General features: G+C 60.5%; 27 protein-coding genes. 14 read left to right on the top strand and 13 right to left on the bottom strand.

Annotation, left to right across the window (positions count from 1 at the left end; genetic code table 11):
• Positions 1-7: 7 nt before the first annotated feature.
• From FJ949_RS09825 to FJ949_RS09755, 14 genes are all read left to right on the top strand, one after another.
• Positions 8-220, top strand: coding sequence for a hypothetical protein (locus FJ949_RS09825; protein WP_140495538.1), 213 nt, complete (start codon positions 8-10; stop codon positions 218-220).
• Entirely contained in the window at positions 217-1023 is an 807-nt protein-coding gene (locus tag FJ949_RS09820; protein ID WP_140495537.1) for a thymidylate synthase, read from the top strand. The genes FJ949_RS09825 and FJ949_RS09820 overlap by 4 nt, the downstream gene beginning before the upstream one ends.
• A 9-nt stretch (positions 1024-1032) precedes the next feature.
• Complete coding sequence (locus FJ949_RS09815; RefSeq protein ID WP_140495536.1) at positions 1033-1257, top strand: hypothetical protein; 225 nt, start codon at positions 1033-1035, stop codon at positions 1255-1257.
• 39 nt (positions 1258-1296) lie between these two features.
• Positions 1297-1719 (top strand): hypothetical protein, encoded by a 423-nt coding sequence (locus FJ949_RS09810; protein WP_140495535.1) that lies wholly within the window; start codon positions 1297-1299, stop codon positions 1717-1719.
• Complete coding sequence (locus FJ949_RS09805; RefSeq protein ID WP_140495534.1) at positions 1695-2264, top strand: 3'-5' exoribonuclease; 570 nt, start codon at positions 1695-1697, stop codon at positions 2262-2264. Before FJ949_RS09810 ends, FJ949_RS09805 begins: the two co-directional genes overlap by 25 nt.
• The gene (locus tag FJ949_RS09800; RefSeq protein WP_140495533.1) at positions 2261-3232 is read left to right on the top strand and encodes a metallophosphoesterase; all 972 of its coding nucleotides are present in this window, start codon (positions 2261-2263) and stop codon (positions 3230-3232) included. Before FJ949_RS09805 ends, FJ949_RS09800 begins: the two co-directional genes overlap by 4 nt.
• Positions 3222-3449 (top strand): hypothetical protein, encoded by a 228-nt coding sequence (locus FJ949_RS30295; RefSeq protein WP_181173130.1) that lies wholly within the window; start codon positions 3222-3224, stop codon positions 3447-3449. The genes FJ949_RS09800 and FJ949_RS30295 overlap by 11 nt, the downstream gene beginning before the upstream one ends.
• A 544-nt stretch (positions 3450-3993) precedes the next feature.
• Complete coding sequence (locus tag FJ949_RS09785) at positions 3994-5988, top strand: AAA family ATPase (protein ID WP_181173128.1); 1995 nt, start codon at positions 3994-3996, stop codon at positions 5986-5988.
• Complete coding sequence (locus FJ949_RS09780; RefSeq protein WP_140495529.1) at positions 5969-6361, top strand: hypothetical protein; 393 nt, start codon at positions 5969-5971, stop codon at positions 6359-6361. The genes FJ949_RS09785 and FJ949_RS09780 overlap by 20 nt, the downstream gene beginning before the upstream one ends.
• Positions 6362-6365: 4 nt before the next feature.
• The gene (locus FJ949_RS09775; protein WP_181173126.1) at positions 6366-6962 is read left to right on the top strand and encodes a hypothetical protein; all 597 of its coding nucleotides are present in this window, start codon (positions 6366-6368) and stop codon (positions 6960-6962) included.
• Positions 6962-7555 carry a dATP/dGTP diphosphohydrolase domain-containing protein gene (locus FJ949_RS09770; protein WP_140495527.1) on the top strand — a complete coding sequence of 198 codons (594 nt, stop codon included), beginning with the start codon at positions 6962-6964 and terminating at the stop codon, positions 7553-7555. The genes FJ949_RS09775 and FJ949_RS09770 overlap by 1 nt, the downstream gene beginning before the upstream one ends.
• The gene (locus FJ949_RS09765; protein ID WP_140495526.1) at positions 7552-7749 is read left to right on the top strand and encodes a hypothetical protein; all 198 of its coding nucleotides are present in this window, start codon (positions 7552-7554) and stop codon (positions 7747-7749) included. Before FJ949_RS09770 ends, FJ949_RS09765 begins: the two co-directional genes overlap by 4 nt.
• On the top strand, positions 7746-8315 hold the full coding sequence (locus FJ949_RS09760; protein WP_140495525.1) for a hypothetical protein: 570 nt from the start codon (positions 7746-7748) through the stop codon (positions 8313-8315). Before FJ949_RS09765 ends, FJ949_RS09760 begins: the two co-directional genes overlap by 4 nt.
• A 121-nt stretch (positions 8316-8436) precedes the next feature.
• Positions 8437-10812 carry a ribonucleoside-diphosphate reductase gene (locus tag FJ949_RS09755; protein ID WP_140495524.1) on the top strand — a complete coding sequence of 792 codons (2376 nt, stop codon included), beginning with the start codon at positions 8437-8439 and terminating at the stop codon, positions 10810-10812.
• 366 nt (positions 10813-11178) lie between these two features.
• Here FJ949_RS09755 and FJ949_RS09750 read toward each other — a convergent pair whose 3' ends face one another.
• The 13 genes from FJ949_RS09750 to FJ949_RS09695 form a co-directional block, all read right to left on the bottom strand.
• Positions 11179-11472: a hypothetical protein gene (locus FJ949_RS09750; protein WP_140495523.1), complete on the bottom strand. Its 294-nt coding sequence runs from the start codon at positions 11470-11472 to the stop codon at positions 11179-11181.
• 25 nt (positions 11473-11497) lie between these two features.
• Positions 11498-11767 carry a hypothetical protein gene (locus tag FJ949_RS09745; protein ID WP_140495522.1) on the bottom strand — a complete coding sequence of 90 codons (270 nt, stop codon included), beginning with the start codon at positions 11765-11767 and terminating at the stop codon, positions 11498-11500.
• Entirely contained in the window at positions 11730-12044 is a 315-nt protein-coding gene (locus FJ949_RS09740; protein ID WP_140495521.1) for a hypothetical protein, read from the bottom strand. Before FJ949_RS09740 ends, FJ949_RS09745 begins: the two co-directional genes overlap by 38 nt.
• Positions 12044-12661 carry a lysozyme gene (locus FJ949_RS09735; RefSeq protein ID WP_140495520.1) on the bottom strand — a complete coding sequence of 206 codons (618 nt, stop codon included), beginning with the start codon at positions 12659-12661 and terminating at the stop codon, positions 12044-12046. The genes FJ949_RS09740 and FJ949_RS09735 overlap by 1 nt, the downstream gene beginning before the upstream one ends.
• Positions 12651-12881 (bottom strand): hypothetical protein, encoded by a 231-nt coding sequence (locus tag FJ949_RS09730; RefSeq protein ID WP_140495519.1) that lies wholly within the window; start codon positions 12879-12881, stop codon positions 12651-12653. The genes FJ949_RS09735 and FJ949_RS09730 overlap by 11 nt, the downstream gene beginning before the upstream one ends.
• A gap of 57 nt (positions 12882-12938) precedes the next feature.
• Entirely contained in the window at positions 12939-13283 is a 345-nt protein-coding gene (locus FJ949_RS09725; protein WP_140495518.1) for a spore coat protein, read from the bottom strand.
• A 58-nt stretch (positions 13284-13341) separates the two neighbouring features.
• Entirely contained in the window at positions 13342-13518 is a 177-nt protein-coding gene (locus FJ949_RS30290) for a hypothetical protein (protein WP_181173124.1), read from the bottom strand.
• A gap of 65 nt (positions 13519-13583) precedes the next feature.
• A complete protein-coding gene (locus tag FJ949_RS09720) occupies positions 13584-13844 on the bottom strand; it encodes a hypothetical protein (protein WP_140495517.1) in 261 nt (86 codons plus the stop codon).
• Complete coding sequence (locus FJ949_RS09715) at positions 13841-14176, bottom strand: hypothetical protein (protein ID WP_140495516.1); 336 nt, start codon at positions 14174-14176, stop codon at positions 13841-13843. The genes FJ949_RS09720 and FJ949_RS09715 overlap by 4 nt, the downstream gene beginning before the upstream one ends.
• Before the next feature lie 6 nt (positions 14177-14182).
• Positions 14183-14617 carry a hypothetical protein gene (locus tag FJ949_RS09710; protein ID WP_140495515.1) on the bottom strand — a complete coding sequence of 145 codons (435 nt, stop codon included), beginning with the start codon at positions 14615-14617 and terminating at the stop codon, positions 14183-14185.
• A 1-nt stretch (position 14618) separates the two neighbouring features.
• A complete protein-coding gene (locus tag FJ949_RS09705; RefSeq protein WP_140495514.1) occupies positions 14619-15566 on the bottom strand; it encodes a hypothetical protein in 948 nt (315 codons plus the stop codon).
• Positions 15563-20500 carry a phage tail protein gene (locus FJ949_RS09700; RefSeq protein ID WP_140495513.1) on the bottom strand — a complete coding sequence of 1646 codons (4938 nt, stop codon included), beginning with the start codon at positions 20498-20500 and terminating at the stop codon, positions 15563-15565. Before FJ949_RS09700 ends, FJ949_RS09705 begins: the two co-directional genes overlap by 4 nt.
• Positions 20500-21507, bottom strand: coding sequence for a hypothetical protein (locus FJ949_RS09695; protein ID WP_140495512.1), 1008 nt, complete (start codon positions 21505-21507; stop codon positions 20500-20502). Before FJ949_RS09695 ends, FJ949_RS09700 begins: the two co-directional genes overlap by 1 nt.
• Positions 21508-21511: the final 4 nt, after the last annotated feature.

The raw sequence follows: 21511 nt of genomic DNA, 5'->3' as shown, positions 1-21511 counted from the left end.
CCGAGAGATGCTGTCCACCGACAAGGACAACGCTCTCTGGAAGTTCAACGCCGAATTTCTGGTGGGGTGCCAGGTGGGACTGCCGATCTGCAAGCTGAACCGTTGGCTTGGGTATATCCAGGGGCTCCTGATCGAGCGGGGATACACCACCGTACAGACCGAGCGCGATTGGACCCGCCCATTTTTCCGCCCTCTCGATTATCCGCAGGAACAAGCATGAAACAATATCACGACATCCTCCGCCACGTCCTCACCAACGGCGTTGACCGCGGAGACCGCACTGGAACCGGCACTAGATCTGTGTTCGGCTACCAGATGCGCTTCGATCTCGCCCAGGGCTTCCCGCTGCTGACGACGAAGAAGCTCCACCTCAAGTCAATCATCCACGAACTGCTCTGGTTCCTGGCCGGCGACACCAACGTCAAATACCTGAACGACCACGGCGTCACGATCTGGAACGAGTGGGCCGACAAGCACGGTAATCTCGGCCCGGTCTACGGCGAGCAGTGGCGCAGCTGGGAATGGTACGACAATCACAGAGGCTGGCAGACCATCGACCAGATCACAGACGTCATCCACGATCTGATCCGCAACCCAGAAGGCCGCCGGCACATCGTCACGACCTGGAACCCGGCCGAGATCGGGTACATGGCCCTGCCACCATGTCACTGCCTGTTCCAGTTCTACGTCTCGGAAGGCCGGCTTTCCTGCCAGCTTTACCAGCGTTCCGGCGACATCTTCCTCGGCGTGCCGTTCAACATCGCCTCCTACGCGCTGCTGACCATGATGGTGGCGCAGGTGACCGGGCTCCAGCCGGGAGAGTTCATCCACACGCTGGGTGACGCACACATCTACCTGAACCACTTCTCCCAGGTTCATGAGCAGCTCCGGCGCGCGCCGAAGCCGTTGCCGACGATGTGGATCAATCCGGCCGTCACGGACATATTCTCTTTCAAATTTGAGGATTTCCGGCTGGACAACTACGTCGCTGACGCTAGCATCCCGGCGCCAATTGCGATTTAGGAGCAGGACGTGGGCAAGTTCTATGTCGTCACCGAGGACGGCCGACGCTACGAAAGCGACAGCCAAGCTGAGGCCCAGCATTGGGTCGAGTACGCAGTGAAGGCGTTGAACCGCATTGGTGCTGGCATTGTAATCACCGACTGGTCGCCGGAGCTGGGTGACTTCCTGCGGAAGCTCAGTGAAGAGTATCCACGAGTAAAACTAAGCTTGTCCTATAGTACGGACAAGATCTGACATTTTCGACCACATCAAGGGCGCCCATATGCGCCCTTGATGGCAAAGAACACCGGCAAACCTTCCGAACAAGCATTCGAACGCACATGGCTCAAGCTGGGGAAATCCGCTTGGGTCTGGCGAGTACCAGACGCGGCCGAAGTTAGAGGCCGCACGGGCAACATCGGCACTACAAGGCCGGCGCCCAGCGACTATGTGGTCGTCCGAAATGGTGCTCACTTCGCCGAGGTCAAATCGACACTCGACGACACCGCGTTCCGCTTCTCCCTGCTTCGTCCGAAACCGTCTGCGATGGCCGCCATGATCCTGTCGGCTGGAGGCGACTACCTCGTCTACATCCACCGGATCCTCACCGACGAGTGGTTCTGCATCCCGTACCAGATGATCCGGGACCATTCGGCACGCTCACTCACCTGGAAAGAACTCGAAGGACACAAATGGAAACTCGCAACCTCGACGTGATGGTCGACATCGAAACGACCGGCACGCACCCCGAGCACAATGGAATGATCCAGCTCGCTGCGGTGCGCTTCAACGCCCAGACCATGACGGTGGACGCTTCCGACATGTTCGACCGCTGTCTGTCCATCGCACCCGGCCGCTTCTGGGAGGAGTCTACCCGCGCATTCTGGCAGGGCAAGAACCAGAATGTCTACCGGCAGATCTGCGCCCGCATGGAGGACCCGTTCCTCGTCCTGAAGGCGTTCCAGGAATGGGCCAACAAGGGTCGTGCGCCATCGGATGCACCGCTCCGTTTCTGGGGCAAGCCGACGAGCTTCGACTACTCGTTCGTCCAGTCCTACTTCCGGCAGTTCAACCTGCACCTGCCGTTCCACTACCGCTACGCCCGCGACATGAACAGCTACATCGCGGGCATGCTGGGTAACCCCGACCACCCGGAAATGAAGCATGTCCCGTTCAGCGGTGATCTGCACAATGCGTTGCACGACGTACTCCACCAGATCAAGTGCATCTTCGTCGCCAAACAGGAGGCTCAACCTGCATGAACCGCATAACCGAGATTGAGATCGGCACCGTGAGTGTTGGCATCCTGGGTGACCCCCATCTAGGCCGCGCGTTTGTGCGCGGGGTCTCGCTTGAAAAGCGTGGTCTCCGCGAGAAGATGGTGATGGAGGACTTCCAGCAGCGCCTCGCCGGCTCGGGCCAGTACGACGTCTTCATCTGCATGGGCGACTTGTTCGACAAATGGGCTGTGTCCTATGGCGTCGTGTTCCAGGCCGCGTTGGCGTTCCTCAACGCAGCAAGCGCCAACCCACGAACCGAGTATATCGTGATCGCCGGCAACCACGACATCTCCAGGGATCTGGAGAAGAAGGGTGCGCTTGATCTCTTCCACCTGATCGTTCGAAGCCAGAAGAACATCTTTGTGGTTGAGCACTCCATGAATTCCTTCCAGTTGAGGATCGGGGGGAAAATGTGTGGTTTCTTCCCCTTCCACCCGACCAAACCTGCGGCCGAGCTGGTGACCGAGAAGGTCGACATCGCCTTCGGCCACTGGGACACGATCTTCGGCGACAGCAACCTGATCCCCACCAAGAAGTTGGCCGAGATGGGTTGCGAGGTCGCCTACACCGGTCACGTCCATCTGCCGGACGAGTTCACCCGCGACGACGTCAAAGTCGTCCAGGTCGGCTCGATGCAACCCTACGCCCACGGCGAGGATAATGGCGAGATGTACGTCACGCTCGCGCTCGACGAGCTGGAGGGCAAAGACCTCCGCGACAAGTGCATCCGTGTCCTCCTCGCCCCCGGCGAGCGCCTGGATGTGGAAGTGGACTGCCTGCAGCTCACAGTCCAGCGCGTCGGCGCCAATGAGGAAGAGACGGAAGAGGTCACCATGGGCGACTTCGATCTGATGGCCCTCTTCGGCCAGGCGTTCGAGGAGGCCGGCGTGCCGACCGAGGTCCGCGGTCAGATCCTGACCCGGTTCGAGGAGGCGCGCGTTGCCGAGTAAAGAGCAGATCGTCAAGGCCATGGACGAGTGGCTCTCCACGGAGGGCCTTCATCCAGCCGAGGTCGGAATGATCGACGAACTCAAGCGCGCCGGTGGGGTGGGAGAATTCGCATTCCAAGCCGCGGCGAACCTCTTCGCGGAGGCCATGCCCGACATCGTAGAGAGCGCCGTCGCCAAGGCGCGCGCCCAGGGCAAGTGCAGGGACTGGCCGGCGTGAGGATCAAGACTCTTCCCCCCACAGAATTTCTTCGGGAGTGTCTCGACTACAACCCAACAACTGGTGAGCTCCGGTGGAAGGTCCGTCCACCGGAGCATTTTCCTAACAAGAAGGCCTGGGCCACCTGGAACGCCCGGTGGTCGGGCAAGGGTGCATTCAACGCTCCACATAAGAAGGGCTACCGGTATGGGACCTTAACGTGGGGCGGAAAGTCCAATCACCACCTAGCACACCGGGTAATCTGGAAGCTTGTAACCGGCGAGGATCCGGTTGGGGATGTTGATCATTGGAACCTCAACAAGGCCAACAATCGGTGGAGCAATCTGCGCGATGCAACCGGAACCAACAATCAAGCCAACTCGCCACGACAAAGCTAACAATACTTCTGGCTTCAAGGGCGTCACCGTGACACCAAAAGGCCGATACGTAGCTAGGATAAAGGCTAGGTCAAAACATATACACTTGGGGGTTTTTGATACTCCCGAGCAAGCTCATGCTGCCTACTGCCAGGCGGCGAACACTCACTTCGGAGAATTTGCAAGATATGCTTAATTCGCTTGAATATTCGGTGCAGTTTCCATCCACAGGCCGCACTCTGGCCAACGACATAAACTTCCAGTCGGGGTTCGGCGCGATCGTTGGGAAAAACGAAAGCGGCAAATCATTCATCCTGGAGATGATCCGTTACTCCCTCTTCGGCACCTCCGCCCTACGTGGCAAGGCTGAAGACTACAAGAGCCTCAAGGCTACCTTGACCTTTGCGGCCAAGGGCGAGACCTACACGACGAAGCGGACGATCACCACTGCTCGGATGTTCCGCGGGGATACCGAGATCGCCAACGGCCAAAAGGCGGTGAACAGCAAGGTTGCTCAAGTCCTGGGCTTCGGCCTCGATATCTTCGACACCGCTTGTGCGTCTACACAGGGTGACATCGAGAAACTCGGCGCCATGACCCCGGCCGAAAGAAAACGTGCCGTCGACTCCGTCATCGGCCTGTCCGTGATCGACGAGCTGGCCAAGTGGTGCGGCCAGGAGGCCAACAGTCTGGCCTCGGTGGTTTCCGGTATGGAAGACGGTCTGGTGAAGCCCGCCAAGCCGGAGCAGCCCGAGAGCTACATCGAGAGCTCCAAGATCGACCTGGGCGAGCTGCGTGCCCTGAACGACGAGCTGAACCAGGTCCGGGGCCGGCTCAAGCAGACCCGGATGGCCAAGCCTGTCGAACCGATTGCACCCTGCAACCAGTCTGCCGGCGAGATCGAGCAGGAGCTGGATATGGCCTGCGCCTACGAGCAGGCCCAGGCCGAACTCAAGCGGTTGCCCGCGCCGCCTCCGGAGTTCTCCGAGGAAGGTATCGACGACTGGGAGCTGCGCGAGAAGATCCGCCGGGGCTATCCGACGATGATGACAGCCGAGCAGATCGCCAAGGCCGACGCTGACGCCGAGCTGGTTCGCCAGTTCGAGAAACGGGATCACCTGCGGAAGCAGTACGAGGATCTTCGTGCTGTCGGCATGCATACTTGCCCGTCATGCTCGTTCGAGTGGCCAATGGAGGCCGAACGGGTCAACGCGGTGGCCGAGAAGCTGGCCGTTGCAGAAGAGCTCCTGGAGGGCCTGGAGCGCCCCGGCAAGCCCGACATGGTCAACGTCGATGTGGCCCGTCGCCAGCTGCAGGCGTTCGACAAGGTCAGGGAAGATTGGGAACGCGTCAAGGACACGCCCCAGCCCGTCCACACGCGCCAGCAGGTGGCGCAGTTCCAGGCCGCCAAGGAGGCCCAGGGACGCCGTGCAGAGCTCGAGGCCGTGGAGCCGGTCTCGGCTGACAGCAAGACGCTCAACGCCCTCTGGCGAGACCGCTTGGCCTACGAGCACGAGCTTACCACCTACGAGGCTCGCATGGGCGAATGGGAGGCCCAGGACCTCCTGTTCGTCAAGGACAAGGTCCGCGAGGCGGAGCTGACCGAGGTGCCAGCCCAGCTGACGGCCCTGGAGAAGGTCTACGAGCAGGCCAAGATCTACGAGGACCGCCTCGCGACCTATAAGCGCGACCTCAAGATCTACCAGGATCGCCAGAAGGAGATCAAAGCCAGGAAGGAGCAGGAGCAAGGCTACCGGAAAGGACGTGAGGCGTTGACCATCCTGCGACGGCTCGTCAAACAACACCTGATCCCTTCGCTGAACAAGGTCGCCAGCCACTACATCTCCAAGATGACCGGCGGGCAGCGCAATGTGATCGAGGTGGACGAGGATTTCGAGATCACCGTTGACGGACAACCGATCAATACACTCTCGGGATCGGGCAAGGCGGTTGCAAACCTGTCGCTCCGCCTTGGCCTCGGCCAGGTTCTGACCAACAATGTGTTCTCGGTCTTCCTGGGCGACGAGATCGACGCATCAATGGACGCCGATCGCGCACACAATACTGCTCTTACCCTAGAGTACCTCGCAAGTCGCATCTCGCAGATCTTGCTGGTCAGTCACAAATACCCTCAAGCCGATTACTACATTGAGCTTGAGGCAAATGAAAAGAACATTAATTGACGGACTAGTTGAAGAGGAGATCCGGAAGACGGGCGGCAATCTATCGATGGTCGCCCGTCGTCTGGGTCTCCCGTACCACTCGCTGGTGGCCCGCTACGGCCCAACAGCAATCTCCACCCTCCCGCCTGCATGCCCGCGCCCGGACGACATCAAGGAGCTCGGCCGGCCCCATGCACGCCAGTACGTTGTCGCGATCAAGCGTTGCGGCACCGAATGGACAGCAGAGTTCGACGAGGTGTTGAAGGACGCCCGTCACAAGTTCGATCAGGGCACCCACGAGATGTGCCAGTCGATCGACCAGGGCTGGGTCGTCCAGTACCTGATCCCCCGCCGTCGACCCACCGCGCCGCGGAGGTTCTTCCATGGGAGCTAATGCCATGAAGCACTTCATCTTTGATTGCGACGACGTACTGCTCGACTGGGTCGGGGGTTTCCGCGATTTCCTCGTGGGGATTGGACATGCACCTGCCGAGCCAAGGCCGCGTGATTGGTCCATGGCTGAGTGGATTGGTATCGAAGACGCGGCAACGCTCCGCTTGATCGAGGTCTTCAACTCGTCCCCGGCCTTCGGTCAGCTGAAGCCGTACGATGACGCTCTGGAAATGGTCAGGCAACTGAAGGACGAGGGACACACCCTGACGGTCCTCACCAGCTGCTCGGACGATCCAAACATTGTTGATCTCCGGGTCAAGAACCTCAGGGACTGCTTCGGCGATGTCTTTCCGCGTGTGATCTGCCTGCCTCTCGGCCAGTCCAAGTCCCAGTGGCTTGAGGTTCTGCGCCCTGGCATCTGGATCGAGGACAACTACAAGAACGCCCTCATCGGTCAAGCCGCTGGTCACAAGACGTTCATCTTGCGACGGCCCCACAACAGGAAGCACGAGATCGGGGCCCACAGGGCATTCGTCGTGAACCCCCACGAGATCGGGGACGACATGGTCACCTGGATCGACACTCTGGCGGAGGTGCTCTGATGTCTAATCCCAAGCAAGCCTTCGGCGACAAGAAGCCACCGCTCGGCTACTTCCCGCTCTCGGCCAAGCTCGCCTGCATGGAGGCCCTCTACGACGGTCTCCTGAAGTACGACCCCCACAACTGGCGCGACACCCAGGTCGAGGCAATGACCTATGTCGAGGCAGCGCTCAGGCATCTGGAGCTCTACAAGGTCGGCGAGGAACTGACCCGCGACACCCTGGTCAAGAACCTGGGCGCCGTCATGGCGTGCTGCACGATCCTGATCGACGCAGCGGCCCACGGCACGCTGATCGACAACCGCCGGCACTCGCCGGTCGAGGCCGATCTCCTGCACCAGGGAGAGGAATGGGTCGAGCGCCTGAAGGCGGTCCACAAGGAGCGTCTCCGTCAGCGCCAGCAGGACGAGCTCAAGGTCACAATCGCCTTGGATGAGATCTCGGAAGAGACCGTGCGGAACCTGATGGGCGAACCGCCCGTCAACGACGCGCCGATCGGCACGGAGATCCCCATCGTGGAGGGCTCGGTCGCCTTCGACGGCTTCGTCGCGATGGACGGCAGCTTCCCACCCTGGCCGTACAATCCGCCGCTGTGAACAAGGTCGTTGAGATCTTCACCACGATTACGGCGCTCATCGCCATGATCGTGGTGCCCCCACTGGCCGGCGTCATCGCGTACGGCCTGTGGCTCACCTTTCCCTCCCCCTTCGACATGCAGAACCCCGCGCTCGCCGCCGGTGCCTGGACAGGCATTGTGGTGGCAGCGCTTATCAAACGAGGCTTCGAATGATCAACGGACTTTCTTACAACCAACTCGCCTACGAATGCCACCAGAACAACGCCAAATGGTGGCACGATCTGGAGACCGGCGCGCGCCTTGACCGCGAAAAGGACGAGCTGCTGATGCTCGTCGTTTCCGAGATCGCCGAGGCGATGGAAGGCGAGCGCAAGAACCTGATGGACGACAAGCTGCCTCATCGCCCCGCGGCCGAGGTCGAGCTGGTCGACGCCGTCATCCGGCTGGGTGACTTCGCCGGCGCGTATGGCTACGACATCCGGCAGGGCAACAACGACCCCGACTACCCGTTGTCTGACAACAAGGGTGCAGCTCTCTTCGATATCTCGAAGATGGTCGCGGAGCTGGGGGATTTCTGCGCGAACGACGGCGATTATTTCCCCGAGATCAAGAAGGCGATTGGCGAGCAGCTCTACAACACGCTGGAGCGCATCCAGGAGTACGCTCGCAAATGGAACTACGACCTGAACGGCGCCTATCATGAGAAGACGGCCTTCAACAAGGTCAGGAAGGACCACACCGTCGAACACCGCAAGGGCATCCACGGCAAAAAGTTCTGATACTATAGGGTGAGCAAAACGCATCACTCACATACAAGATTTTGATTTCCTACCTCTCAGTTCCTACCGAACTGAGAGGTTTTTTATGTCCCGAGATTTCTTGCCAGGAATGGGCCAGGGTGTGGCAGAACGCACTGTCGCCCGTCTCATTCTCACCGACGAAGCCAAGGCCCGCCTTGCCGATCGGAAGAGCTCCCACCTCAACCCACAAGACCCCGACTACAAAGCCTGGTGGTCTGCGTTGAGCCTTACCTTCCCCCTGATTAAGATCGTCGACGATCCCAAAGCACCATTTATGGGCTGCAAGCCGGACACCCGGCGCGAGACCTGGGCTGACGTCGCCCTACGCGTGGCCGAGGGCAACGCCTCACTCGACCCACACTGCTACGACCTGGATCCGCTCAACTACCATATCGCGCAGGGAACAATCCTGATGTCCGGCCGGCATCTCCAGCACGGCGACATCCGGCAGAAGGACCGCCCGATGGAGGTCTTCACCAACTGCTCCACCGCGATGTTCCGCGCCATGACCTTCCAGCTGCTGCTCTCGGGCTCCGGCGTGGGATCGAGCTACGACGACGCCCTGATGCTGGTCGATTGGACCAAGCAGCCCCGCGTGGTCTGCGTGATCGACAACACCCACCCCGACGTCCTCTCTGGCCGGATCACCGGCTACATGACCCCGCGCGAGGCCATGCACCTCTATGCCGGCGAGAAGACGATCTACCACATGGTCGGCGACAGCCGTGAGGGTTGGGCGAAGTCCGTCGAGGAGATCGAGGTCGCCACCTACAAGGGCCTGACCGAGCACGTCCTCATCCTCGACTTCACCGAGGTTCGCGGCTTCGGTGAGCCGATCAAGGGCATGCAGAACCGGCCGGCCTCCGGCCCGGGCCCGCTCATGGGTGCCATCGCCAATGTGGCTCGCCTGCGTGGCCTGAACATAGCCAGCTGGAAGGCTGCGATGTTCGCCGACCACTATCTGGCCGAATGCGTTCTCGTCGGCGGCGCCCGCCGTGCTGCGCGCATAGCGACCAAGTTCTGGAAAGACAAGGACATCCTCGAGTTCATCGACCTGAAGCGGCCGATCGAGTTCCTTGGCCGGAGCTGGGACGAGGTCGACGCTATGGCGGGCCTCCCGCAATACGGCTCGTTCCTCTGGTCCTCCAACAACTCCGTGGCGGTCGACGACGAGTTCTACGAGTGCCTCCGCAGGGCCAGGCACATGCTGCGTAACGGCATTGCCCTGACCGGGCTCGAGCAGAAGGCCTACATCCTCAACGCCCAGATGCAGCGCCGCCAGTACCACGACAAGACTGGCGAGACCGGCTTCCTCAACGTCTCGAAGCTCACTGCCAACAAGGCCGACATCGACCGCTATCTGGTCTACCCATTCGCCAAGTTCGGTGGCGACGTCATGCGCGAGATGCAGCTCGCCCTGGCCGAGCTCATCATCGATCACCCCTATCAGTTCATCGTTAACCCCTGCGGTGAGATCGTCCTCTTCATCCTGGGCGGCTTCTGCGTGATCGGCGACCTGGCCCTCTTCCATGCCGGCGACAGCCGGGAGGAAGAACAGGCGGTGCGCCATATCTCCCGCGCCCTTATCCGAACCAACCTGATGCCCTCCATCTACCAGCAGGAGGTCACGCGCACGAACCGCATCGGTGTCTCGTTGACGGGCATCCTGGAGTGGGCCTGGAAGCGGTACGGGCTGACCTTCAAGGATCTGATCGCCATGGATGGTGACGGCATCCAGATCCAGGATGCCAACGGCAACCAAATGACGGCGCCCAGCATCCGCTCGATGCCGTTTTGGCTCCGCATGAAGGAGCTGGCCAACATCGTCGACGAAGAGGCCGGCACCTATTGCGCGGATCTCGGCGTGGCGTTCCCCCACACGCGCAGGACCATCAAGCCCGCCGGCACGACCAGCAAGCTGTTTGGCCTCACCGAGGGCGCTCACCTGCCTCCGCTGCGGGAATACCTCCGCTGGGTGCAGTTCCGCTCTGACGACCCGCTGGTGGCCGAGTACGCCGCCAAGGGATACCCCACCCGCGAGCTCCAGAGCTACAAGGGTACGACGATCATCGGCTTCCCCACGGCGCCGGTCATCTGCAGCATGGGTATGCCAGAGGTCACCACGGCCGGCGAGGCCACGATGGAGGAGCAGTTCCGCTGGCTCCGCCTGCTTGAGACGTTCTGGATCGGCCGCGAGGGCGGCAACCAGGTCTCCTACACCCTCAAATACGATCCCAAGAAGGTCAGCTTCAAGGAATACTCGAAGGTCATGGACCGCAACATCGATCTGGTGCGCGCCGTGTCGGTCCTGCCCCAGGTCGACACCCTGTCCTACGAGTACCAGCCGGAGGAGCCGCTCACCAAGGCGCGCTACGAGGCGATCGTGGCGTCCATCAACGAGCAGATGGCCGAGGACGTAGACAAGGTCCACATCGACTGCGCCGGCGGGGCGTGTCCCGTCGACTTCAACAAGTGAGAAATGGAAGGGCCGCGTCAGCGGCCCTTTTCAATTGGGGGTTTAGCAGGTATGGCTCGAAACAATCCCTAAACAGGCAACAGATAGAAATGCCCAACAAACCCGTCACCCTAGCTTTTTTCACTGAGGATGAGCACGGCCATCTCCATTACAGTGAAAGTCATCTAGCATCCGATTTCGGAGACATCCCCAACATCGGTGATGTAATTATGCTTCCGCCCTACTCGACCGGTCAGAAAATGCACTCAGTGAAGAAGCGTTACTTCAGGCCTGCCGATCCAATCGGGGGAACCCCCGCCATTGTTTTAGTGGTTGATAGTAGAACGATGAGCGACCCAGAGCTAAGTCTTCTCTGATCAGCCCTTTTCACTTGCAGTGGTGTGAGTGAGGCTCGCCCAGCTTGTCGTCCCAGACGATCGAGCTGACGGGGAAGGTCTGGCAGAGCTGGTCCGCAGCCGAGTTGCCCTTCGTGAGATCCTTCCAGGAGACCAGGACCATCAGCTTGTCATCGTCCCAGGAGGACGAGGCCACCTGCTGGACGTTCCAGGTGCCGGCTATACCATCCTCGATCTGCTGCTGGGTCGGCCCAGATCCTTTGACGGCGAACGCGAGGCCCGTGCCCGCGGCGAGAATGGCGACTGCGACGATAAGCTTCTTCATGGGCCCCCCGATACTATAGGAAGACCTATTTAGTGCGTGGCGGAGTCTCGCGCAACAGCTTGGCCAGGATCTTCGGATCGTGGGCCGCATCCACGATCGCGATCAGGCGCTTCCCGCAGGCCGACTTGGTCTTGTCCGAGCGGATGAACTCGTCGATCTTGTCGAAGACCATCAGGTCGTCGATCGACACGCCGGCCGGGAACGGCCCGACCTCCTTGTCGAAGCAGTGACGAATGTCCTCGGGGACGTTGGGCAGCTCAACCTTTCCAGAGGTTGCGCAGCCGGTCAGCAGCATCACCATCAAAACAGGTAGTGCGCGGCTTAGGCGTGATTGCATCACGCTGCTCCTTTGTGTTCTTGTCGTATTGGGCGAGCTTCTCGGCATCGACCACAGCCTGGCTGGAGTCGGCCTCAAGGATCGCGATGTTGGTTTGCAGCTGCGTGATCTGGGTTTTAAGTCCGGCGATCTCGGCCGCCTTCTCGAATTTCGTCCAGCCGTAGCCGACGCCGACCAGGAAGATGCCAACACAGACGGCGGCGCGGAGCAGCAGGAGTGACAACCAGGTCGGCATCAGAGCCCCGACACGCAGAGTTCAGCCTCACCTATGCGCTGGGCATCGCCCATCTCGCGGCGGTTGACGAGGCCCTTAACGACCTTGCCGCCGGCCTTGTTGTAGACGGTCATCGCCAGACAGGCAGCGTGGTAGTCGCCCTGGCGGGTCAATCGGGCAGCCGTCGACTGACAGACACCAGGCTTCTTGGCGGTGCCGTTCGGGCCGAAATTGTAGGCGCCGGAGATCAGCATCGCCTGGAGCGTGATCGGCTTCTTGTCGAAGTCAGCGATGCACTTCGTCAGCGGCTTGTAATAGTCGTTGTAGACGCGCCGGAGCAGGATCTCGTAGCATTCTTCCTTGGTAAAACGCATACCAGGGACCACGGGCTTGCCGTTGATCAGCGTATCACCGTGGCAGATGTCATACCGCTTCGAAAACTTGTCCCAGTGCGAGGCAAGCACCAGGCCCTCCCACGGCATGATGGCATTGTCCACCGCCAGGGTGACGGCAGCCGGCATGGGCTCCTCACCGGGCTTCTTGGCCATCAGGACCCCGCTGGCCATGGTGGAGATCGCCAACACAGCTGCGATGGCGGCCTTGGCGCGGCCGGACGATTTGATCTTGTTAATCGGCATCCCGGAAAACCTTTTGGCTGACGAAGACGTTGCTGATGAAGGCCCCGGCCACGACCAGACCCGTGAGGACGCCCATCACCTGTGGTGAGAGCGTCAGGAAGGCCGGCAGATACGGGAGCATCGCCTCCATGCCCGCCAGGACGGCAGCGAGCGCGATGAAGCGCACGCTCCAGGCGTGTCGCAGCTTCTTCTTCCAGTCAGGGTGTAGTCGCGTCTTCATGGCCCCTATATGGGGCCGGAGCCAGCTGGTGTTTGGCCAGCTGTGCTGCGCTGTGCATCACTGCTTGGGAGGGGTGTTGTCCTGTTTGTATTGGACGTTGCCCACCGCGATCGTCAGCTTGGTGACCTCACCGGTCAGGTTTTGAACCTGGTCCAGGATCTGCTTGAAGTCCTGACGGCTCTGTTGATTTGAGGCCTCGAGTTGGGCCTGAAGCTTGGCCACCTGGGTGTCGACTTTCGTCTCCAGTTTGGCAAGGTCTTCCTTGGCCTGGGTGAGCTCGAAGCCTTGATAGGTCACATAGCCGACCGAGCTGAAGAGCACACCGATGATACTGATGCAGCCGACAATGGCCGAGATGACCTTGCCGTTGACGACAACACCTTTGAGCTCTTCTGAAGACATGAACATACCCTGAAAACCTCCAGCCAATATAAGGCCGGACGCAAGGTTTTGTTCGGTGCTACTGCTGCGCTATGATGCGCTCAGGAGGTGTCTCGCCGAAAGCCGCGGCGTATTGTTTCCGGACCTCCTGGACAATCCAGTCGGAGGCTGTTTTGCCTGACAGGCTGGAGAGAACCGCGAGCTTGGCGCGGTCCTCGTCGGTGCCGTAGGCGATGATACCCTTGTTACGTTTCATGTCGAAGGAAACATAAAAATGGGGTCAAAGGTTGCAGGGCAATCGTGCTCATTTTGAACTCCTCTTCATTGATAATTTCGGTAAGCGGCGAGCACCTCACCGGCTTCGTTCAACAGGACGACGCCTTGCTGCGTCTCCCCAACGTCGAATACATCAGGTGCAAAATCACCGACCGGCGCGCAGCAAACTATTTCGCAATCGGTGACCCAAAGCGCCACCGAGCCGTCATCGCGAAACAGTTTGGTTGAGATGCCGTCGTCCTCGATGCGAGACGCCTCGACATCGACTTCGATGCCGCTTGTATAAGTGATCCGATAGGTCATCATCGATACCTCATGAGCGCACCAGTGATCGTCCCCGTACCGCCAGATAGCGCGTAGACCGCCGTCCCGGCTGGACGGGAGTCTCCCACCACGCCGCATTTGTTGTCGACGAATGAGAAAATCAGCTCCTGGTTGGGTCCACCAAGATCGTAGTAGAGATTTGCTGTTCCTGCCGTCGTCCTGGCGAAGATCAGCGCTGGCGTGGAATAGGCGTCGAAGACCACGTTGATATAGCGGTTAGTGCCCAGGGCGCCGCTATAGGGCGCGCAGAACTGCGTGATCGAACCATCCTTGATGGTGATTGTGGTGACGTTCAGATCGGCGATCTTGGCCATGGTCCCCTACTTCTTGAAATACACGGCCATGAGCATTCCGGTCAGAGTCGCGACACCCGGAGAGGTCGAACCGGCCGCACCTGTTGTGGAGTAGACAGGAGATGTTCCGGGGGTGGGATCGTAGACCGCGCCACTCCATGCCAGCTGCACACCAGTATCCCCGATGGCCGTTCTTACTACGCTATTGCTATAGAACGTCGTAGCGCCACGCATGACGGAAAAAGTCACCGATGCCGTGCGGTCTCGGCTGGAAGACGCACCACTGGCGCATGTCCCATTGGCGTTCCAATAGAGGGTTATCGGGTTGCCACTCGGGTTCGATATCGGAATAGATGCATTCACGGTCGACGGGAAATAGGAAAAACTCGACTGGCCAGCACCAGTCAGCGCGGCATTGCCGATCTTGATGGTATCGACATCGAGGTTTGCGATCTTCGCCATCTCACTTCACCGTGTAAAACAGTTCGGTGGTGATCGAGTTGATCGTGCAAGTGGCATTCGATCCGGAAAAGTTAAAGTTTGTAGAAATCGAATACTGCTGGTTTGCCGCCATACCTACATCGACCGCATTTACTTTGACGATCGCCGGCTGATCTCCATTACCACTAAAGCCCTTTGAGCTACCGCCAACTACTTCATTGCTGGGCGAACGTTTGGTGAAAACATTGAGCACTCCGGAGGAGTCGACCCGCGTGCCGTGATACACGCAGTTGATTATGATCCAGATGATGTTGGGGTAACTGCCGTCACCGCCCGAGGTGATCGTTGTCGTGCCTGTGGCAATCTTGGTGACGGCATTGGGTGCGACATTGAGCTTGTCTACCGTAAGATTGGCAATTTTGGCCGCGGTCGACAAAGCTCCCCTGATTAGCGATGGCCGATCGCGCCAGTCATGCAGGACTTGCATCGTGCATTGCTGGGACGTGAGGTGCCAGTATTGACACTCGCCGAACACCACGCCCGATGATTGGCGCTGCTCCTCCATGAGGCGGACGCCAGATCCCCGCAGGTCACTGGGATCGAGTTGGTTTTCGGCCGTGATCGATCGGACCACGGAACCAGGAGCAAGGTGATGGACCTTGCCGCCTTCCTCGACCGCGATGCCCCAGCCGGCGCCGACCACGATGGCGGAGAATTTGGCCAGGATGCCGAGGCCGGCGATCATCCGCGGCAAGGCAATCATGAGTGGTTCGGGCGAGCCCCGGCACAGTTCCGCCAGCACAGGCCCGAACGCGGACGGCCCGGACCATGCCAGCAAGGCTTGATGGTTCGGGAGCGGAAAAACCTTCGGCGCCAGGTGGTCGAGCTTCTTCGTCGCTTGGTTATAATGGCCGGTGTCGGCGAACAGGTGCGTCTCGCTGTAGCCGACCAAGACGTTGATCGCCGTCATCTGGTCACCTCGAGGGACTGCGTCTTCGTCGAGGTGACGGCGAGATTGGCGATGTTGGCGCTACCCACCTGCAGTGTGCCAATATTGGCGTCACTGATGTCGACAGATCCAAGAACCGCGGAGATTGCCGCCAGCGAGACCGTCTCGATCGTGCCGGGGCCGATCTTGGTCGCACCGCCGACGCTCCATGGCGACGGTTGGGTCTGGTGGGGAAGGGCCTCGCCAAAGAACGGGCGCGCGAACCAGCAATAGCAGTCGGTGCCGGAGCTTCTGGGATCCGATCCCATAATTATCACCGCCTTGACCGCGCCGGCAGGAGCGGTGGCGATGACAAACGGACGATGATAGTTGCCAAGGTTGAAGCCGGGATCCAGAACATCAGGACCAAACTTGGGCAGAGGACTGTCCAAGAGGGCAGCACCAGCCGCATTTAAGAAGCGGATCATCCCGAAGTTCTGGGTTCGGAGAGAGTAGGTGTAGACCGAGAACTGATACTTCTGGCCAGCGATGACCGGAAAGTATCTAAGCGCCCCGGATGCACCGGTCGCCATGTAATATCCATAGTCGGCCGCGCCGGCGGCGGCGCCGGTGTATATCTGCAGAGCGCCACCGATTGGCGCAAGGCTATCGGTGCGAATGGCACCCGTTACGCCTGTGTCGGTGCGAGTCAGGACCCAGTTGGTCACACCGGCGCTAAGATCGGCGTTGTCGAGCCAGTTGCCGCCGGTGCCGACCTGGATGTGATCGGCCGTGATCTCGCCCGCGGCGATGTGCCGAGCTTTCACAGCGTCCGACTGGATGGCATCGCTGTCGATCGAGTTGAGCCGTGCCTGGTCGGCAATGACCGTCCCGGTCTTCAGCTGCCCGCCGTCGATGATCGTGCGCCCATAGCTTCCGTCCAGGGCCTTGTCGCCCTTGTAGGTCGCCACGACGATTGCGTCGTGATCGAAGGCCGCCAGCGGGTTGGTGGTGGCGGTGAGCTCCGTGGCGTCCTTCGTGTAGCAGATGAAGAGCGTGCCGGTCGTCCAGGTGGCACTGCCGGCTGCGATGTTGCGCGTGGCCGTGTTCCCGTCGTCGCCCGTGTAGCGCACGACGCCGGCAGTCCAAGAGACCTTGTTGATGCTCGGGCTGTTGTAATCGAAGATGATGTCCTCGACCTGGAGTCCGCGCTGGCCGAAGATGCCCTTGTCGGCCGTGAGCGTGCCGGTGCCCACCGCCCCGCCGTTGATCGTGGTCAGATCGCCAGGGTTGCGCCAGTCAGACACCATAGTGTCGCCGAAGACCCGGATCTTGTTCGCCTCGATCTCGCCCAAGCCGGAATTAATCAGGTCGGCGAGCTCAGGGCACTCAGGCGTCAGCAAAGCCTGGTCGGCAGTATGACCAGAGCGGTTGCCGAACTGGTCGACCGACGAGGCACGAACCGTGTAGGTTTGCAGGGGGAGCACGGTCCATTCGAACGTCGGCGTGCTGGAGGTGAAGCTGACCCAGTTGCCGTTGTTCTGCTTGAGCTCGAAATCGAAATAGGCAAAGTCATCATCGACCGCCGCGCCCAGGCCTGCCGTCAGGATCATCCGTTGCACAACGCCATCGACCGTCTCGATCCGCGAGGACAGTCCAAGCCCTGTCGGGGTTTCCGGCGGCTCCGTATCCACGGTCTGGTAGGACTGGGCGAAGACCTCCTGGCTGTAATTCAGCTCGGTCTTGCCCATCGTGTCGTAGAGCGCGATCACCGCGTAGCAGACGCCCTGGCTCTCTACGGCCACCGACACTGTGTTGCTGTTGATATCCATGTCGGGCGGGAGCGCGGTAGGGACTATCCCAGGCTGGTCGGAGATCCAAACCAGAGCGCCGACATAGTCAATGAGACCAGAGATCGGCCACGAGAAGGAAACCGAACCGAAGCCGCGGTCGGCCGCGACCAGGGGCGCCGCCGGGGCTGGGTTCTTGATCAGCATCGAGACGGGCACCGAGTGGTTGCCAAACAAATCGTAGGCTGTGATCTCCACCCGCACCTGACGGTGGCCACCGTCGTTCCGCATCATCGCGGTGGTGTAGGTGAACTCCGGCACGCCAACGGATGCTGATCGCAAAAGCTCCTCGCTGTCGCTGAACAGCTTCACGCCATAGGTGGCGAGTGCAGGATCACTCTCTCCCGGCTCCCATTGCAGATCGGCATGCACGTCGTCGAAGAGATGCAGGGCCCCATCGACGCCCGTCTCGTTGACCAGGGTCAGGTTCTTGACTGGGGCGACCGTGCGGACCTCGCCGCTCAGGTCGATGTCTGCGTAGGCGACCACAGACTTCTGCCCTGTCATGGCGAGTGCCTGGATCGAGAAGATGTAGCGCCCCTGCTTGACGTCGAAGAGTTCGAAACGTGGGTTCTTCACCTCGCCGTTGAACTGCCACTGGTCGTCATTGAAGCGGGAGTTGATCGAATATGTCCGCACCCATTTGTTCGGATGGGGGTCCCACTCAACACGCAGGTTCTGGACCGGGCGACCATTGCGGACCTCGGTCCAAGGAGTGATGCGCGCGTTGGAGACCGCGGAGAGGTCAGTAGGGAATTGCGGAACGTCGATGACGACCGTTCCAGGGGCATCGGCGGCGTCGGCATATTTCGTCCGGTTCACCTCAAGCGCACTGATGGTGACGTTCTCGCCGTCCTCACCATCGCTGCCCTCTCCAATGGCGAGCACGCGATACGGTTTGGCGTTCGAGCCAATCGAGAAGACGGCCTGATCCGGGATGCCCTGCGGAAGATCCTCGGCCAGTTGGAGGATCTTCGTGGCCCTGCCAACGGACATCACGTCGATCGAGAGCGTGGCGAGCTCGAATTGGTTCAGGTTGATGACGATCTCATAGTCGAAACCGTCTTCCAGGTAGACGTTGTCGCGCAGATAGATGAGGCGGGGACCATCGGTACCGGCGATACGGCCGGTGATGATCTCGTCCATCGTGTCGTCGGCGACCAGGATGATTTCGTAGGGCTCGAGATAGAGACCTTCGCGGGCGGTTTCGAAGGTGACTGTTTCCACCTCGGTCTGGTCGGTCAGCAGCTTGACGGTGGCTCGATAGACCGCCTCGTCAGCGCTGTTGCAACCCACGGCGACAAAGTCATCCGGCGCGCGGCCATAGGTGTCAATCGCCGGCTGGTCGTAAACCCTGCGCCGGTCTTCTGCATAAAACAGCGCGGGGTTCTTGAAGGAGACCGTGTAGTCGTTGATGCGGCTCTCAATCTCCGTATAGGAGTATTTGAAGGTGCCGCTCTTGACGTTCTCCTTGGTGAACAGGTGGACAGCAGGAGCGTCATTGTCGATGCGCAGGCGCCCATAGCCATTGCCGTCGTCGAAGAACCGGCCGCCGAACACGCCGAAGACGTAGGTCGCCAGCTCCCGCGGCGACTGGGCCTCCTTGATGAGGCTGTTGAAGGTGAACTGGGGTTTGCCAGTGGGGAGCCGGCGGTCGCACCACACCCCCGCCTCGTAGACGTCGAACGGCTCCAGCGTGACAGGATAGGTAGCGCTCATGCCGTACCGGTCGTTCTCGACCAGGTCGTAACCGATGAAGGCCGGGTTGTTGCTGTAGGCGACCTTCCAGGTGCCGTCCCAAAGGCCGGCGAAGGTGCGGGTCACGGGGTCGTAGTTCGAGGGGACCTTGATCAGACGGCCCTCGTAGACACCCTGGAATTCCGGCAGGCTGGAGAACTGATCGCTGGCACGGCCCTTCAGGCGAACGGTCGCCAGATTGGGGAACAGCATCGGCTCGGCCTTCACCTCCTGGAAACTCTCCCAGGAGACGTCGGTGCGATCGTCTTCGAGGTCGCTGCTGTCCGTCGTCTGCTTGGTAATCCGTATGTCGTAGGGAACGCCGATCCGATCGACCTTGATCCGCACTTCCTTCACAGCGTTGGAGGTGATCTTCTCAAAGATGTGGAGCTGGCCGTTCGTGGAGATGACGTTGTTGCCAGCGGTGGGGTCGTACGTCCCTTGCGGGGCCAGCGTAGCGACCCAGGCGGCGCCGTTGAACCACAGGAGGCGACCGGAGGCCGGAGTGTACCAGAGATCGCCCAAACGGGCGGTGCCAGGCGTGCCGGACGCCCAGAAATAGATCTTGCGCGTGATATCCGACCGGTAGGGGTCGACCAGCGCGATGTAGTTCGCGTCCTCAAACGTGGCTACCTGCTTGCCTGGCGTGGTGTCCAGCACAAGACCGTCAGGAAGGAAGAACTCCTGGTCCGAGTAGAACTTCGGATTGAACTGACCGCCGGCGGTGTCGATCCACCACACGCGATTGCCGTAAGCCGCGCCGAGGCCGCGCTCGACGGAGGTCGGGTTCGGTTCGGCCTCCTGGTTATACACGACCTGCGTCCGACCGGCGATCGCGGCTGATTGGATGTCGTTGCGATGGACAACTTTGAGGCTGTTCTCGTACGCCTCGACCGTCGTTCCAACCTCGGCATAAAGGACAGGGCTGATCCAGGTGTTGCTGTCGGAGGGCTTGATCTCGATCTGCAGATCAAGTTCGCGCGCCCGAACGCCATCATCATTCGTGCGGAGGAGCTGATTGATGACCAGACGCAACTCGAGCCAGTCGATGTCGACTTGGGAGCCCTGACGCACGACCGGTACGAATTGGGCCAGGGAGCTGCTGACGGTCGTGCTGGTGGCCTGACCACCCAGGGACAAGACGATGAGCTCACCCTGGGGCGAACCCACGTTTACGTCGAGCTCGAAATCCGAAAAGTTCGACACCCCGTTGGCGTTGAGAAGAGGAGTTTCGCCGATGTAGAAGTTCTTGGCCGTGCCGTCCTTCAGCCCCTTGATCTGACCCTCAGAGATGGCCAGCACCAATTCAACGATATCATCGCTGAAATAGCTGTCGGGGTCATTGCTGCCCCCGCTGCTACCGAAACCACTACCGGCGAACTTCTGCATTACCGAGCCTCAGACCAACGCTTCCGCATCCACGCGAGACGATCGACTGCCTGCTCGGGATCGAACTCCCAGCGGATGAAATTGAGGGGCGACGTGGCATACGGGTCGATCAGCGCGACCGGACAGGTGTAGAGATTGAGGTTCTCCGCACCGATCGCATCGCCGAAGCTGTCGATCTCCTTGTAGGTGCCGACCTGGACCGCGTGGAAGGCGCGTTCGGCGCCCGGGTGCGCGCCAAGCGTGTAGCCGGCCGAATGGATGTGGCCTGAGACGTAGATGTCGTGCTGGCCGTCGAAGAGAGCCTTTTTCACGGCGCCGAAGTTCTTCAGGTACATCGAATTGCCGGGGAAGCCGTGCGCGCCGTATATCTTCGCCGTGCGGCCATTGGGGAACCGGAGGCCAACGCGTGCGCGCCAGTCACGGGCAGCGCCCGCGTTGCCGGCCAGCATCTGGTCGAGGATCTTCGAGTGACCAGACCACAGGTCGTGGTTGCCATAGATCACGAACATCCAGTTAACGCGGCTCAGGAAATATTCGACCAGCGCGCGGGCTTCGGAGCCATCGGTGGTTTGCTCAGACCACAGGCGCGCGAGGCGGCCGGACCAGTTGTTCCACATGTCGCCCAGACAGGCGCCGAACATGCCCTCGTTGCGACCGTCGAAGATCTCGGTGTGTTCGAGCAGCAGCTTGATGTTGCAGCCGTCGCTGTCGATGTGTGGGTCACCCATGAAGCCGAGACCGACCGGGCCGTCGATGTTGATCCTGACCGGGATCAGCTTGTCGTGCTCGCGCTGCTTGTTCTTCTTCTCGAAGACCTTTATCCGGCGCTCCAGCAGTTCCTGGATGTCGATCTCGGGGCCGTCGTCAACCGTGAAGGGCTCGTCGGTCGCTGAAGGCATGTTGGCCAGCGCGCGCCGTAGCGTCCGCTCGGAGATGTCGAAGCCCATGCTGCGCAGCATTCGCTCGGCTGGACGGAACCCGCCTGCCTTGCTGAACGCTTCGATCATCTTC

Source organism: Mesorhizobium sp. B2-4-1 (assembly GCF_006442185.1).
In the GTDB taxonomy this organism is placed as follows: domain Bacteria; phylum Pseudomonadota; class Alphaproteobacteria; order Rhizobiales; family Rhizobiaceae; genus Mesorhizobium.
The sequence above is the reverse complement of the archived record's forward strand: the minus strand, read 5'-3'. Positions and strand labels throughout refer to the sequence as shown.